We start from the raw sequence: 13,952 nt of genomic DNA, 5'->3' as shown, positions 1-13,952 counted from the left end.
ATAACACACCGATAAACGTGTGCCTATGCTATTCGGGCATAGAAATGGCTCTGCGCAAGCGTTTACATATGTCATCTTCGTGACGAAACGTTAGATTTTCAAGACATCCTTCACTTTCTCGATCATGCCATAAATGTCGAACGGCTTCTCAAATTGCGCTGTGATGCCAAGGCGTTGCACTTTTTCAAGCGTCGTCTTCTCCCCGAACGCCGTCATGATCATTACCGGTGTGTCGATGTCTTGGTCGCGCATGTTCCGGAGCACTTCATGACCGAACATACGCGGCATGTTCATATCGAGCAATACTAAGTCGTATCCGTTCTGTTCAAGCTTTTCCCAGGCCGATCGCCCGTCGTTCGCCGTATCGACCTCAATCCCGAGGTTTTGAAACACTTGGGCGAGCATCAAGCGAATCCCGTCCTGATCGTCTGCGATTAACATGCGTGACATCCGTTACCCTTCTTTCCGTTACGTGTGATTGACACTCCATCCATAACCATACCAAATCCGATTTCGTTTGGCGACGCGGCAATTTGCAAAAGAAGGAAACAGCTTAAGGTGCTGCTGCTTCAGCCGGCTCCAACTCAATCTCGATCGGTACGTCTCGTTCCTCGATCTGTTCGAGCGCTGTGACGTCCGTCTCGTCTTTCACATACAGCTTCAGCACATCACCTGGTGCAAGCCGCTCGTCCGAATTGAACGTGAACGACCGCTTTTTATTCCCATCCCCGTACCCGATCGCCGTATACACGTAATCCGTCCCTTCCCGCGTGACGGTGTCGGCATTCGGCACGCGGACATAATACTCGTCCGCAAACAACCGATTCGAATCGACGACTACCCAACCGAGGATTGCTGTAAGTGCGAGGAGGACGAATAAGAACCGCGTCCGTTTCATCATCATCCCTCTCTTCTCTAATCATTATCTTTCCATACCATAATCCCGACATTCCTAAACACGATGTGCCTTGCTATACTGAAGCTACTTGATAGGACGGGAGATTCGATGGATGAAACATTTGCTTGGATTTTTACTGTTTTTACTCGTGATGGCCGCTGGGGTCGCCGCGATCGTCTCCGTCTTCGGTGATGAGGCACGCGTCATCGCCCTTGAGCAGGAAGCCTACGCAGAAGACGAGGACGTGCCGCTCGCTACATCAATCGATGCAGATCTCGTCGCCATTCCTGAGACGTTTGCCATGTTGTCGGATGTGTTCGATGAGCCGATTTCAAGAAAGAGCGTGAAACAGATTCATACGCGCGTAGCCGACCCGTCATTGGATGAAGGCATCGTTTATCAAATCGCCGAGCTTGACGTCTCGTTCGAAGGACGGATGACGACAATCAACGTCGAGGCCGAGGTGTATCGTGAAGACGGCACGTACGTGCTCTTTTACTTCACAGGGGATGAAGACGTCGTCCTCGCGCTCGATGAACGGATTATGGCGTACTATGACGAGCTCGGCATATAAAAAGACGAACCAAATCGCTGTTCGCCATTTGATTCGTCTCCTATTTGAACTTCGCTGCGGCGAAGTTTTATTATGATTCGACGGTCACTGGGACGACCGCGAGCTCGATTTCTTTCTCGACTTCGGCCCGTTCTTCCTCGAGACGTGCATCCGACCATTTAAAGACGTCGGCCATCGCGCGCAAGACGCCGTCTTTATGCTGTTGAACGAAATCGATATCGAAGAACATCGCACCTGTACGACGGACGAGGAAGTCGATTGCCCGAACGACAGCCTCTTCTTCGATGCCGTACAGGAGCTGCGCGTAAACGATTTCCGGGAGATTGTACGCGTTCGAGTCCATCCGTTCCGTCACGCGGTCAATGTTTGACCCATAGAGCCGGACGAGTTGCTCGGCCTTGTCGTCTTCGAGACCGAGATTTTTGAGTTCCGCCTTCTTCTTCGTCAAGAAGTCTTCAAACCCTTTCGAGCCCCCGACGTGGCCGCCCGACATCGGCATGTGCTTCGTGCGCGAGGCGAGGAAGACGATGCCTTCTTCTTGTTTGATCAGTTTCGCCACCAAATCGACGACGGTCTCCGACATCTTGCGGTAACCGGTCAACTTCCCGCCGGCGATCGTGATGAGTCCGCTCTCGGATTGCCACACTTCATCTTTCCGCGAAATCTCAGACGGGTCTTTGCCTTCCTCGTAGATGAGCGGGCGAATGCCGGCCCAGCTCGATTCGACGTCGTCCGCCGTCACGTTCACTTCTGGGAACATGTAGTGAATCGCCTCTAAAATATAGTCACGGTCTTCGGTCGTCATGCGCGGGTGCGCTTTGTCTTTATCGAAGAACGTGTCCGTCGTGCCGACGTACGCCTTGCCGTCACGCGGAATCGCGAACACCATCCGGCCGTCCGGCGTATCGAAGTAAATCGCTTGTTTGAGCGGGAACTTCGATTGGTCGATGACGAGGTGAATCCCTTTCGTCAGGCGAAGCATCTTGCCTTTGTTCGACCCGTCCTGTTCACGAAGTACGTCGACCCACGGACCGGTCGCGTTGATGACTTTCTTCGCGTACACTTCATACGTCTTGCCATCGATTTGGTCCTCGACGTTCACGCCGACGACTTTGCCGTTCTCATAGATGAGACCCGTCACTTTTGAGTAATTCATGAGAAGCGCCCCGTGATTCGCCGCTTCTTTCGCGACTTCGATCGTCATGCGCGCGTCGTCCGTCCGATACTCGACGTAATAGCCACCGCCGACAAGTCCGTCTTTTTTCACGAGCGGCGCTTTTTGAATGACTTCGTCCGGTTTCAGCATCAAGCGGCGCTCGGCACGCTTGACGCCCGCTAACAAGTCATACACCATTAAACCGACCGCGGTCGAGAGCGGACCGAACGTCCCGCCTTTATGCATCGGCAACAGCATGCGTTCCGGCGTCGTCACATGTGGCCCGTTCTCGTATACGATGGCGCGCTCTTTGCCGACCTCGGCCACGAGCGCGACCTCGAACTGTTTCAAATAACGCAAACCCCCGTGGACGAGCTTCGTCGAGCGGCTCGACGTACCAGCCGCAAAGTCTTGCATCTCGAGGACGGCCGTCTTCATCCCCCGTGAAGCGGCGTCAAGGGCGATCCCTGCGCCTGTGATGCCTCCACCGACGACGAGGACGTCGTGCCGTTCACCCGTCAATTGTTCGTACCGTGCCGCGCGTTCTTTCGCTGAGAAGTTTCTGATTTCCATCTTATTCCCTCCTATAATGAATCCGGTTCAAGGTATACAAAAAGAGACCACAACAAAACAAGGCTTCGCCCCCCATGTCGTGGTCTCTCTGTAGTCTCCAACCGGTTATCAACTTTTCTCCTGTATTATACCCTATTCTCACATGTTCAACCACCGACCCGCTCACGGAGTATGTAACCTGCTCCTCAGAAAGCGTCCTGCTCGCAATTTTAAAATGAGAAGACTAGACTTCAAAGTATCACCAACAAGGAGGAGTTTTTTTATGAAACGCATGTTACAACCTTTCCAATTTAAAAACGGCGTCGAGCTCCACAATCGGCTCGTGCTTGCGCCGATGACTCATTATTCGTCTGAACCGACGGGTGAAGTGTCGGAACACGAACTCGCCTATTACCGGAAACGGGCGAAGAACGTCGGCCTCGCCATCACGGCATGTGCTTACGTGACCGAAGACGGCAAAGGGTTCCCGAACGCCTTCGGTGTGAATGACGACAAGTTCATCCCTGGACTGCGTCAGCTCGCCGAAAGTTTAAGAGCGGAAGGCGCGAAAGCGATTCTGCAAATCTTCCATGCAGGACGCATGTCTCCTCCGGAACTCGTTCCGAACGAACAACCAGTGAGTGCCAGCGCCGTCGCGCCGGTGCGCGAAGGTGCCGTCACGCCGCGTGCCCTTGAAACCGAAGAAGTCGAAGCCATCATCGAGGCGTTCGGTGAAGCGACACGTCGTGCCATCGAGGCCGGTTTTGACGGCGTCGAGATTCACGGGGCGAACACATATTTGATTCAACAGTTCTTCTCACCTCATTCGAACCGACGCGACGACCGCTTCGGTGGCGATGTCGAGGGCCGGCTCACGTTCCCGCGTGAAGTCATCCGTGCCGTCAAAGACGCAGCGAAAGAGGCGGACGATTTCCTCGTCGGCTACCGCTTCTCGCCAGAAGAAGTCGAAGAGCCAGGCATCACGCTCGACGATACGGACGTGTTGATTGACATGTTGCTCGAGGAAGGACTCGATTACATCCATGCCTCGCTCTGGAACTTCAACACCGCCTCGATGCGCGACGAGAACGTGACGGAGCGAGCGATTGACCGTATCGCGAAGCGCATCAACGGTGCCGTCCCACTCATCGGAGTCGGACAGTTGCAACGTCCGGGTCAAGTCGAGGACGCACTCGACGTCATCGACCTCGCCGCGCTCGGCCGTGAGCTCATCATCGATCCGGATTGGCTCGAGAAAGTGAAAGACGGTCGCGGAGATGAGATAGAGACCGAGCTCGACTTGAACAAACAAGCTGAACTCGCCGTCCCGGCCCCGCTTTGGAACGCCATCACGACACGTGCCGGCTGGTTCCCAATTAAAGACCAGGCGGTCAAGTAATCCTTGATCCGCAGACGTCATGTCTGCGGATTTTTTGATTCGTCTTCTTGCGTGAGCCTGTGTGTAAAAAAATGAATCCGGACACAATTTCGTCACATTTTTCTTCGTTTTCACCACTCGTTTCGTAGCGACCAAACTTCCCAACACATGCTCCCCTTCGTAAGCTAAGGACAGGAGTCGTTTTCCTCCACGAGACTTCGGGTCAAGCCTCGCTTGCACCTCAACTGTCTGTTTGACCGTCTTTTGAAAGGGGCATATAAGTATGACGAAAAAGCCAATTGATCTCGATGCGTACAACAAACAGCTCAATCAGCACCAACAGCGCACGAAAGAAGTCGCTGAGACGTATCGACAAAAGAGCAAAGAACTTGAACACCACCTTGAATCATCCGCCCGTTCCCGTGAAGAAGCTTTAACGCGCGAAATCGCCGAGTTGAAACAAGCAACGAAACGGAACGTCCCTCGCACGAAATAAAACGGTTCCCGATCGGACGACGAAAGAAGTGAATCATCCGTTGGAAAATAAAATCAAACGTCAATTTCTACATCACCTTCATCGAGACAAAAACTTGTTCGATGATTTTTCTCATGTGGATAATTTTTACTCGCTCGACCAACAAATCTTGAGCGCACTGCGAAACGCGCACCCGATTCGGGCCGAACAACTGCTCGAGACGTTGACGCTCGACTTGTTGACGTTGCCGTCAGATGATGAGTATATGAGTGTCCGCTTCTATTATCGTGGCCTCGTCTACCACATCATCCGTCTCATCCCGGTCGACAACCCGAACGTGCAGACCGCGCTCACTTATACGAGCGCCTTGCTGACATTAATCGATGAATTGGAGACGACGCTCGACTTTTTGTACGCCATTCCGGTCATCGTCGAGTATTTAGCAAAAGTGACCGCGTTCTTGTCCCCACCCGTGTCGACGAACCCGAACGTCTCGACGACACTGCGCTTGATCGAAGAACATTTACGCGACGCGTCGCTGTCGCTCCCTTGGATCGCCGACCAGGTCGGTCTGTCGAACAACTATTTGTCCGCCCTCTTCAAGCAAGAAGTCGGCGAGAGCATACCGGAACGGATTCGCCGACGCCGTATCGACGCATCCATCGCCGACTTGCTCGGGACGAACTTACCGATTTGTACAATCGGTGAAAAGTTTTGCTTCGCGTCCTGCACCGCCTATATCAACACGTTCAAATCGTATAAGCGGATGACGCCGCTCCAATATCGCCAACTGTTCCACCTATAAAAAGCGCAACGCCTCAAATTGAGACGTTGCGCTTTTGCCGTTGTTCCCATTCTTCACGAAGCATGCCCATGCGAATTGAATCATACCGCACCCCGTCGACGACGCGCACTCGACGAATCCGTCCTTCGAGCTGCATCCCGACCTTTTCCGCGACGCGCATCATCCGCACGTTGCCGGACCATGTCGTCAACCCGACTCGGACCGTCGAACGCGTCGTGAACAAATGATTTATCCACAGCGTGAGCGCACGGGTGCCGAGACCACGATTCCAGCGGTCGGCTTGATGCAGAATGATTCCGACTTCGAGCCATTCTTCTCCTGCGTCCTCATAATAGGAAGAAACGGTCCCATACACCGTCCCTTCGGCTTCGATGACCCACATGTCTTCGCGACCGACGTGGCCGTCCGCTTCTTGGCGGTACGTCTCGTACGGAATGGCCCCGTGTTCAAAATACGGGGCATCCCACCGCTTCCACTCCGGCGCTTCGTCTTTGTAAATCAATTCCCAAATGCGATCTCAGTCGCGTGCCTCAATCGGCCGAATCTGTAACGTCTTGTCGTTCACGATGCTCTCTCCCTCTTCATCTGTGCTGTCCACTCTTTCAAGACGTCAGTTCGAATCTCCTTTTTTCCGTCGTCGCCAAATGAAAGCGAGTAAGACGAGAATGAGACTTGCCGTGACCGAGACGATGGCGAACGGACTCGCACCCGTGATGAATAACTCGCCGAGCGTGACCGAGTAGGCAAGGCCGAACGACGTCACGAGTTTCGCGGATGCCGCGATGAGGACAAAGCGACCGAACGGCACGCGACTGAAACCGGCCGCAAGACAGATCACCTCGTCCGGCAAGATTGGGATGACGAACAAGACGAGCAAGACCCCAAGCCCGTACTTATCGACATACCGGTCGTACGTCGCCAGCTTATCCGCATCCAAAAGTCGCATGACCCGCTCCCGGCCGAAACGGGCAAGCCCGTACATGACGAGGATGCCGAGCGTCGTCGCGACGCTTCCGATGAGTGCGGCACGGAGCGGCCCGAGGGCGACGCTTCCAATCGGCACACTGACCGCCTCCGGGACCGGAAGGGCGATCGGTTGCAAGAAGCTGAAGGCGGCGAACACGAGCGCGGCTTGATCGTCATAACGTTCGAGCAATCGGTCAAGCCCATACGTGTCATACAAGACGAGTCCGAACGAGACATAGTAGATGAAAACGAACAACAAGAACAGGCTGAACGTCACTTTCAACATCTGCTTCAAGTACGTACTCGACCCTTCACGAATCGTCCGTAACAGCCCGATCGTGAGCGTGAGTAGGACGAGCCCGCTCCAGCCGAGCTGATACGGCAACAAGAGGGTCGGCAAGACGACAAACGGTAATAGGCCGAGCAAAAGCAATGATACCCCGTACCCTCCATAAATCATCCACCGTTCCCGCATATCGCATCGCCCTCTCCCCGTTCTACTGTTAGTTTACCCGGATTTCGGAGAACATGTATCCATCTGAAGCAGTCACACACCTCATCCTTTCGTCCGATAGAAAAAGCCGCAGTCGACGACTGCGGCTCGTGAATCATTCGCCAAGCGAGGCTTGGATGAAGTCGTGGAACAAGCGCTGTGGGCGCTCTGGACGCGAGATGAGTTCTGGGTGGAACTGCGACGCGACGAACCACTTGTGTTCTGGAATCTCGATAATCTCGACGAGACGACCGTCCGGGCTCGTTCCTGAGAACTTGAACCCTTCCGCCTCGAACGCTTCACGGTACTCGTTGTTGAACTCGTAACGGTGACGGTGGCGCTCGTAGACGAGCTCTTGGTTGTAAGCGGCGTGCGCTTTCGTCCCTTGTTCGAGTTTACATGGGTAGAGGCCGAGGCGAAGCGTACCGCCGAGATCCTCGATGTCTTTTTGTTCCGGAAGCAAATCGATAATCGGATAGTTCGTCGATGGATCGATTTCTGCCGAATGGGCGCCCTCAAGTTTTAAGACGTTACGGGCGAATTCGACCGTCGCGAGTTGCATCCCGAGGCAGATCCCGAAGAACGGCACGTTGTTCTCACGAGCGAAACGCGTCGCTTCGATTTTCCCTTCGATGCCGCGTTCCCCGAACCCGCCTGGGACGAGGATTCCGTCCGCGTCGCCGAGAAGCGTCGCGACGTTCTCTGATGTCACGTCTTCTGCATTGACCCAGTCGATGTCGATATCGGCGTTGAAGGCGTAACCGGCGTGTTTGAGCGATTCCGCGACCGAGATGTACGCGTCACGAAGTTCAACGTATTTCCCGACGAGGGCGATTTTCACTTTCTTCTCGAGGTGCGTGACCGTATGGACAAGCTCTTTCCAAGCCGTCATATCCGCAGCTGGCGTGTTGAAGCCGAAGTAGTCGTTGACGAGTTGGTCCATCCCTTGTTTTTGAAGGTTGAGCGGTACTTCATAAAGGGTTGATGCGTCTTGTGCTTCGATGACCGCTTCTTTGCGCGTGTCACAGAACAAGGCGATCTTTTCACGCATATCTTCCGAGATGTCGTGCTCGGTACGGAGGACGATGATATCCGGTTGAATCCCGTAACTGCGAAGCTCTTTGACGCTATGTTGTGTCGGCTTCGTCTTCATCTCACCGGCAGCGCGAAGGTAAGGGACGAGCGTACAGTGAACGTACATGACGTTCTCTTTGCCGATGTCGTTCTTCACTTGACGAATGGCCTCAATGAACGGAAGCGACTCGATGTCCCCGACTGTTCCACCAATCTCTGTGATGACGACATCTGCGTTCGTCTCGCGACCGGCACGGAAGACGCGGTCTTTGATCTCGTTCGTGATGTGCGGGATGACTTGAACTGTTCCACCATTGTAATCCCCACGGCGCTCTTTTTTGAGGACCGTCGAGTAAATGCGGCCCGACGTCACGTTCGCGTTTTGCGACAAGTTGATGTCGATGAAGCGCTCATAGTGGCCGAGGTCAAGGTCCGTCTCGGCGCCGTCGTCTGTGACGAACACTTCCCCGTGTTGATACGGGCTCATCGTGCCCGGGTCGATGTTGATGTACGGGTCAAACTTTTGAATCGTCACGTTCAATCCTCGGTTTTTGAGTAGACGTGCGAGTGAAGCGGCTGTGATTCCTTTACCGAGTGAGGATACGACCCCACCTGTTACGAAAATATACTTTGTCATCATCATTTCTCCTCTCATGAATGCCCACTACGGGAAACAAAAAACAAAAAAAGCAAAAGTGCCCCCACTGAAATGGAGGACACTTTTGCTGCATCGGCATGTGCTAAACGAGCCCATGACTAATTTACGTCAGAGACGATGCAGTCGTCAAGTCATTATTTTTTCTTTTTCGAAAGCCGCAAAAAAGAAAAAGAGACACGCCTAGCCGGGACAAGTGCCCGGCTTTTTGCGGTCTCTTATAAATCATCTTCGTTTTCGACATCGAGGTCGTCGTCCAAGTCCTCGTCCTCGAAATCATCGAGGTCTGGAACTTTTTCGGCGTCATCGTCTGTCTCAAACTCAGATGCGTCAAAATCTTCACCTTTTGCAAAGACGTCGAGGTCGTCTTCGATGTCGACGATGCCTTCGTCCGTCTCATCGAGATCTTCTTCGAACTCGTCAAGCTCACCGCGTTGACGTGCTTCGATGACGAGATCCTCGTCCGACTTATCGAACGGATACCAAACACGAAGCGCCCAACGGTTTGCTCCCAAGTTGACGAATAGTCCGTCGATGTTCATGTCCGTGTAGAGTTGCGCGATTTTCTCGAGCTCTTCCTCTTCACTTGCGAACGTATAGTTTTGTCTGATCTGCTCACGGATTTCATCAAAGGATACTGGTTGCTCGCCAGTCTCTTGAAGAATCTCGTAAACGAAATCGATCAACGATTTATTCATTAAAGGACACTCCTTTTCCGTCACTTGTTAAACATCACTCCTCATTATAAACAAAAGCGATATGAAAAAGCTAGAGAAAATTGTTTCGACTTACTTCCGGACGATTTGACGCCAATAGACGGTGATGACGGCGACGTTCACCGCCCACGTCACGGCGAGCACGCCGACCATCCAGCTCTTCGGGATGGCGAAGGACAGGTCGGTGTTGACGGTTTGGCCGACTGTCAGCCCGTATGCGAGGATGCCGAGCATGAGCGAGACTTGGGCGACGACCATCCCAAGCTTCTTCCACAGTTGCATGACGAGCGCCGCGAACTCTTTATTCTCTCCGTAGGGCGTATACAAGTGCACGTGTCCGAGGCTCGAATACATCGTCTGAATATAGCCGTTCACGAAAAAGACCGGGATCAAGGCGATCGGATGCCAAAAGCCGAGGAAGAACGCGGCCGATGAGACGAGTAGAAACGAACACGGACGTTTGACACCTGGTACGACCTGACCGAATAAAATCCAGCCGATGACCCCAAATAAAAACGGAACGAAGACATAAAAGAGCAATACGTTGAAGGAATAGAGGGCGAGGCTCGTGAAGACGGCCCCAATCAACGTCCACCCTCCGAACAGTCCGACGGCATACGCCAAGAACTGGACTTAGCGCGTCGATTTCGTCGTCACATAATTCCGTGTCTTCCGCTGAAGCAGGAGCCAGACCATATAGCTGACGAGGAGTAGCGTCAAGAAGAAAATCTCGAGATACCCACGCGTCCCTTCTAGTAGACTGACGAGTCGGCTGAGGAGTGTGAAAACGGTGACGACGAGAAACGCCCGAAGGAACAGCGTCGTCGAGAACGTCCATGTCGCTTCACGCGTAAGTGGGAGCTTTCGAACGAACAACCACGGCAAACTCAGGCTGATTATAAAGAACAAGACTGCGAGATCATTTGAGCGCGTGAGCGCGTACGAGAATAACACAATCCACGCGACGAGCAAGATGACGAGTGGAAGCGAACTCCCCCCTTCCTTCTGTGGAGACAACTCCTTCAGCTGAGACAGGATCGTCGTCATCATCGTGCCGACACCGATCGATCCGACACCGATGAAAAACGCACTCACTTCGACACCCCAAGCGAACGGCAAATACCAACAGCCGAGCCCGATGACCAAGACGAAGAGGGCCAGCAAAAATGTTCGCTTTGAGCCGATTCGACCAACAACATAAATCCAGACGAGAAGCCCCGACATGCTGGCGACGTAAAAGATCATGAACGGAATCACCCGACTCGCCCCTTCGCCTTGCGCCATGACCGCGAGAAATAAAATTTGAGGCAAGATTTGGCTACTTAGGGCACTGACGATTGTCAACAACACGAATATATTTTTCACATCTCGGCCTCCTTCGCTATCCAGTGCATCGACTTCTACATGATTCATTCCCGGATTTTCCGCTAGCACATCGAATTCTCACTTATTTCACTATTTAGCCGATATAGAAGAGAACATACTTTAAGCTTCATGAGAAAAAGGAGAAACAATATGGCACTCTTCCGTAAATCATCACCCGTTGCGTTTACCGCTTCAATCGGTTTTCCCGATGCGACGACGATCGCCAAACCGAGCGATCCGACCCTTAACGGCCGGGCTCACTACATGGGCTACACGTCGCGACAAGTCGAACAGCTACAAGCGATGGCGCCACTCGTCGAATCTGTATTAGACGATGTGTTAGAGAGCGTGCTCGACCATTTGATGCAACAACCTGACATGGCCCAGCTCGCTAGCGCCGCTTCGACACGGGAGCGACTGAAAAACGTATTCGCTGACTACTTCCGAAGCCTATTGACCGGACGAATCGATGACAAGTTCCTCGCCATGCGTAAACGCATGGGGCAGACGCACCATCATTATGCGGTACCGGTCACGTGGTTCCTCGCGACGTATGCCGCATTCAATACGCTTCTCGTCCCAAAAATCGTCGAACATTATCAACACGACCCAGCCACGATGACGGAGGCGCTCCTCGCCTTGTCCCATGCGATGAACCTGGACGCTCAAATCGTGACCGAGCAGTACGTCGACGCGCGACTTGATGAAATCGAGGCGGCGAGCGACGCACGCGACGCCTTGTTGCGCGACATCGGCCACGTCAGTTCAGAAGTCGCGACAACGATGGAACGGACCGGGAACGCCATGGCGGAAACGAGCGATCGGGCCCATCAAGTGTTACGGGAAACCGAACAGACGGAACAGATGAGCCGACACTTGATGACGCTCACGGAAACGAACGGGCAGCAAATCGAACAGATGGAATCCGAGTTCACGCGCTCGGCCACGTACGTCGATACATCGCTCGAACGCATCACGTCACTGAAGCACGGGTCCGAGGAAATCGTCAACATGACTCGAAGCATCGAGCAAATCGCCAACCAGACGAACTTGCTCGCCTTGAACGCATCCATCGAAGCGGCCCGGGCCGGGGAACACGGGAAAGGCTTCGCCGTCGTCGCAACCGAGGTCCGCACACTCGCCGAGAATGCCAAGCAGCTGAGTAGTCAAATTAACGTCCTCATCCATGAGAACGAGACGAACATCGCCGCGCTGCTTGAACAGATGGGGCAGATGCATCGCACGAACGATGAAGCGATGCGTCAACTCGGGGCGGTCAAGGAAGGCTTCATGACGGTGAAAGATGAGATGGGCAACTACACCCTCTCGTTCGAACGAAACAAAGAAGATTTGAGTCAAATGGTTGAAACGATTTCAGCCATCAACGAGACGACACAAGGGTTGTCTCATCTTACGTCATCGCTTTTGACGAAAGCCGAGCAATAAACGAAACACCCGGACCGTTGTCCGGGTGTTTTCACATGAGTCGTGTCAAGAAGGCGGTCGCCACCCCGAAATAGATGAGGAGCGACAAGATGTCATTGATTGTCGTGATGAGTGGACCGGATGCGACGGCCGGGTCGACGTTCAACTTGTATAGGATGAGCGGGATGATCGTGCCGGCGAGCGTCCCGATGATAAGCGTCGCGAGGAGCGAGCTGCCTACGACGAAACCGAGTGTCCAGCTCCCTTGCCAGACGAACGCGATGACGGCGATTAATATGGCACACGTGACACCGATGATGACACCGACCCACAACTCACGGAAGATGAGCGCGACGACTTGGCGAAACGTCAAATCACGCATCGCAAGACCCCTTACGACGACGGCGAGCGATTGCGTCCCCGTGTTCCCTGTCATCCCGGCAATCATCGGCATGAAGAACGCGAGTGCGACGACTTGTTCGAGCGTGCCAGAGAATCCGTCGATGATGCTGCCTGAAATCAAACCGATGAATAAGAGCAAGATGAGCCACGGCAAGCGGCGATATGCGGCAACGAGCGGTTTCGTGTCGAAGTCAATCGCCTTACCGGAAGCCGACAGCTTCTCGATGTCCTCGTTCGCTTCTTGGATGACGATATCGAGCACGTCATCGACCGTGATGATGCCGACGAGCCGGTCGCCGTCCTCGACGACCGGAATCGAGATGAAGTCGTACCGGTTGATCAGTTTGGCGACTTCTTCTTGATCGGTCATGACATCGACTTTGACGACGCGTTTGTACATGACGTCGGCGACGGCGTCATCGATGTCGGCTAAAATCAAATCCTTGTACGAGATAACGCCGACGAGCCGTTTATCGGCATCGACGACATACAAATAGTTCAAATACTCGGCGAGGGCCGCGAAGTCTTTCAACTTGTCGACGGCTTGCCGAATCGAGTAGTGCTCCGGAATCCAGACGAACCGGTTGTTCATGAGACGTCCCGCCGTCTCTTCCGGGTACGTCATCATGTTTTGGACGACGCTCGACTCTTCCTGTCTCATTTCCGACAACAGTTCCTCGACACGTTCCGGGTCGAGTTCGGACATGAACGACGTGACTTCATCGTTCTCCATCAAATCGAGCACTTCGGACGTCCGCTCGAACCCGAGCCGGTGCAACACCTGGAGCCGCGTCGTCTGGTCGAGCTCTTGAATCATGTCGGTCATCTGTTCGAGCGTCAAGTAAAGCAAGAACTTATTTTGATGCTTACCCGGCAACAGCTTGTACTGTTGGGCGACGTCATACGGTTGGAGCTCGTCCACGATTTCCTGGAACTCGGTGCGTCTTCCGTCTTTCAACGCTTGGATGATGGCCAAGGCGATCTCGTTGTCCGTCATCATTTCAACCATACGCTCACT

15 protein-coding genes and 1 pseudogene are annotated in these 13,952 nt (G+C 53.5%); 6 read left to right on the top strand and 10 right to left on the bottom strand.

Features of this window, described 5'->3' with window-relative positions; genetic code table 11:
• Positions 1–90: 90 nt before the first annotated feature.
• Positions 91–450 carry a response regulator gene (locus KB235_RS03790; protein ID WP_246514324.1) on the bottom strand — a complete coding sequence of 120 codons (360 nt, stop codon included), beginning with the start codon at positions 448–450 and terminating at the stop codon, positions 91–93.
• A 103-nt stretch (positions 451–553) separates the two neighbouring features.
• A complete protein-coding gene (locus KB235_RS03785; RefSeq protein WP_211780438.1) occupies positions 554–901 on the bottom strand; it encodes a DUF1093 domain-containing protein in 348 nt (115 codons plus the stop codon).
• A gap of 109 nt (positions 902–1,010) precedes the next feature.
• Between KB235_RS03785 and KB235_RS03780 the strand changes: the two genes are divergently transcribed.
• Positions 1,011–1,472, top strand: a complete 462-nt coding sequence (locus tag KB235_RS03780) for a hypothetical protein (protein WP_211780437.1) — start codon at positions 1,011–1,013, stop codon at positions 1,470–1,472.
• 70 nt (positions 1,473–1,542) lie between these two features.
• On the opposite strand, the gene KB235_RS03775 is transcribed toward KB235_RS03780, so the two are convergent.
• Positions 1,543–3,201, bottom strand: a complete 1,659-nt coding sequence (locus KB235_RS03775; protein WP_034814476.1) for a glycerol-3-phosphate dehydrogenase/oxidase — start codon at positions 3,199–3,201, stop codon at positions 1,543–1,545.
• Between the two features lie 262 nt (positions 3,202–3,463).
• Between KB235_RS03775 and KB235_RS03770 the strand changes: the two genes are divergently transcribed.
• From KB235_RS03770 to KB235_RS03760, 3 genes are all read left to right on the top strand, one after another.
• Entirely contained in the window at positions 3,464–4,579 is a 1,116-nt protein-coding gene (locus KB235_RS03770; RefSeq protein WP_211780436.1) for an NADH-dependent flavin oxidoreductase, read from the top strand.
• Between the two features lie 262 nt (positions 4,580–4,841).
• Positions 4,842–5,054: a hypothetical protein gene (locus KB235_RS03765; protein WP_211780435.1), complete on the top strand. Its 213-nt coding sequence runs from the start codon at positions 4,842–4,844 to the stop codon at positions 5,052–5,054.
• A 115-nt stretch (positions 5,055–5,169) separates the two neighbouring features.
• On the top strand, positions 5,170–5,838 hold the full coding sequence (locus KB235_RS03760) for a helix-turn-helix domain-containing protein (protein ID WP_211780434.1): 669 nt from the start codon (positions 5,170–5,172) through the stop codon (positions 5,836–5,838).
• 13 nt (positions 5,839–5,851) lie between these two features.
• On the opposite strand, the gene KB235_RS03755 is transcribed toward KB235_RS03760, so the two are convergent.
• The 6 genes from KB235_RS03755 to KB235_RS15610 form a co-directional block, all read right to left on the bottom strand.
• Complete coding sequence (locus KB235_RS03755; RefSeq protein WP_338032655.1) at positions 5,852–6,340, bottom strand: GNAT family N-acetyltransferase; 489 nt, start codon at positions 6,338–6,340, stop codon at positions 5,852–5,854.
• Positions 6,341–6,448: 108 nt separating this feature from the next.
• Positions 6,449–7,279: a TVP38/TMEM64 family protein gene (locus KB235_RS03750; RefSeq protein WP_211780433.1), complete on the bottom strand. Its 831-nt coding sequence runs from the start codon at positions 7,277–7,279 to the stop codon at positions 6,449–6,451.
• 133 nt (positions 7,280–7,412) lie between these two features.
• The gene (locus tag KB235_RS03745; protein ID WP_211780432.1) at positions 7,413–9,008 is read right to left on the bottom strand and encodes a CTP synthase; all 1,596 of its coding nucleotides are present in this window, start codon (positions 9,006–9,008) and stop codon (positions 7,413–7,415) included.
• 236 nt (positions 9,009–9,244) lie between these two features.
• The gene (gene rpoE / locus KB235_RS03740; RefSeq protein WP_034814470.1) at positions 9,245–9,724 is read right to left on the bottom strand and encodes a DNA-directed RNA polymerase subunit delta; all 480 of its coding nucleotides are present in this window, start codon (positions 9,722–9,724) and stop codon (positions 9,245–9,247) included.
• A gap of 90 nt (positions 9,725–9,814) precedes the next feature.
• Entirely contained in the window at positions 9,815–10,330 is a 516-nt protein-coding gene (locus tag KB235_RS15615) for a hypothetical protein (protein ID WP_246514322.1), read from the bottom strand.
• Positions 10,331–10,375: 45 nt separating this feature from the next.
• Positions 10,376–11,107, bottom strand: a complete 732-nt coding sequence (locus tag KB235_RS15610; RefSeq protein ID WP_246514320.1) for a hypothetical protein — start codon at positions 11,105–11,107, stop codon at positions 10,376–10,378.
• Between the two features lie 129 nt (positions 11,108–11,236).
• Here KB235_RS15610 and KB235_RS15810 point away from each other — a divergent pair.
• Together KB235_RS15810 and KB235_RS15805 are read left to right on the top strand one after the other, a co-directional pair.
• Positions 11,237–11,791, top strand: a pseudogene (locus KB235_RS15810) (protoglobin family protein); the annotation flags it as partial.
• Positions 11,792–11,911: 120 nt separating this feature from the next.
• Positions 11,912–12,553, top strand: coding sequence for a methyl-accepting chemotaxis protein (locus tag KB235_RS15805; protein WP_420842159.1), 642 nt, complete (start codon positions 11,912–11,914; stop codon positions 12,551–12,553).
• 31 nt (positions 12,554–12,584) lie between these two features.
• On the opposite strand, the gene mgtE is transcribed toward KB235_RS15805, so the two are convergent.
• The gene (gene mgtE, locus KB235_RS03725; RefSeq protein ID WP_211780430.1) at positions 12,585–13,943 is read right to left on the bottom strand and encodes a magnesium transporter; all 1,359 of its coding nucleotides are present in this window, start codon (positions 13,941–13,943) and stop codon (positions 12,585–12,587) included.
• Positions 13,944–13,952: the final 9 nt, after the last annotated feature.

Source organism: Exiguobacterium alkaliphilum (genome assembly GCF_018138125.1).
GTDB classification, from domain to species: Bacteria; Bacillota; Bacilli; order Exiguobacteriales; family Exiguobacteriaceae; genus Exiguobacterium; species Exiguobacterium alkaliphilum.
Note: the sequence above shows the minus strand (reverse complement) of the source record. Positions and strands in the feature narration are given on the sequence as shown.

Excerpts from the sequence above, each read along its gene's own strand:
- KB235_RS03765 (WP_211780435.1), top strand. The coding sequence starts at position 4,842 with ATGACGAAAAAGCCAATTGATCTCGATGCGTACAACAAACAGCTCAAT.
- KB235_RS03750 (WP_211780433.1), bottom strand. The coding sequence starts at position 7,279 with ATGCGGGAACGGTGGATGATTTATGGAGGGTACGGGGTATCATTGCTT.
- KB235_RS03790 (WP_246514324.1), bottom strand. The coding sequence starts at position 450 with ATGTCACGCATGTTAATCGCAGACGATCAGGACGGGATTCGCTTGATG.
- mgtE (WP_211780430.1), bottom strand. The coding sequence starts at position 13,943 with ATGGTTGAAATGATGACGGACAACGAGATCGCCTTGGCCATCATCCAA.
- KB235_RS15805 (WP_420842159.1), top strand. The coding sequence starts at position 11,912 with ATGGCGGAAACGAGCGATCGGGCCCATCAAGTGTTACGGGAAACCGAA.
- KB235_RS03785 (WP_211780438.1), bottom strand. The coding sequence starts at position 901 with ATGATGAAACGGACGCGGTTCTTATTCGTCCTCCTCGCACTTACAGCA.
- KB235_RS03780 (WP_211780437.1), top strand. The coding sequence starts at position 1,011 with ATGAAACATTTGCTTGGATTTTTACTGTTTTTACTCGTGATGGCCGCT.
- KB235_RS03745 (WP_211780432.1), bottom strand. The coding sequence starts at position 9,008 with ATGACAAAGTATATTTTCGTAACAGGTGGGGTCGTATCCTCACTCGGT.
- rpoE (WP_034814470.1), bottom strand. The coding sequence starts at position 9,724 with ATGAATAAATCGTTGATCGATTTCGTTTACGAGATTCTTCAAGAGACT.
- KB235_RS03770 (WP_211780436.1), top strand. The coding sequence starts at position 3,464 with ATGAAACGCATGTTACAACCTTTCCAATTTAAAAACGGCGTCGAGCTC.
- KB235_RS03775 (WP_034814476.1), bottom strand. The coding sequence starts at position 3,201 with ATGGAAATCAGAAACTTCTCAGCGAAAGAACGCGCGGCACGGTACGAA.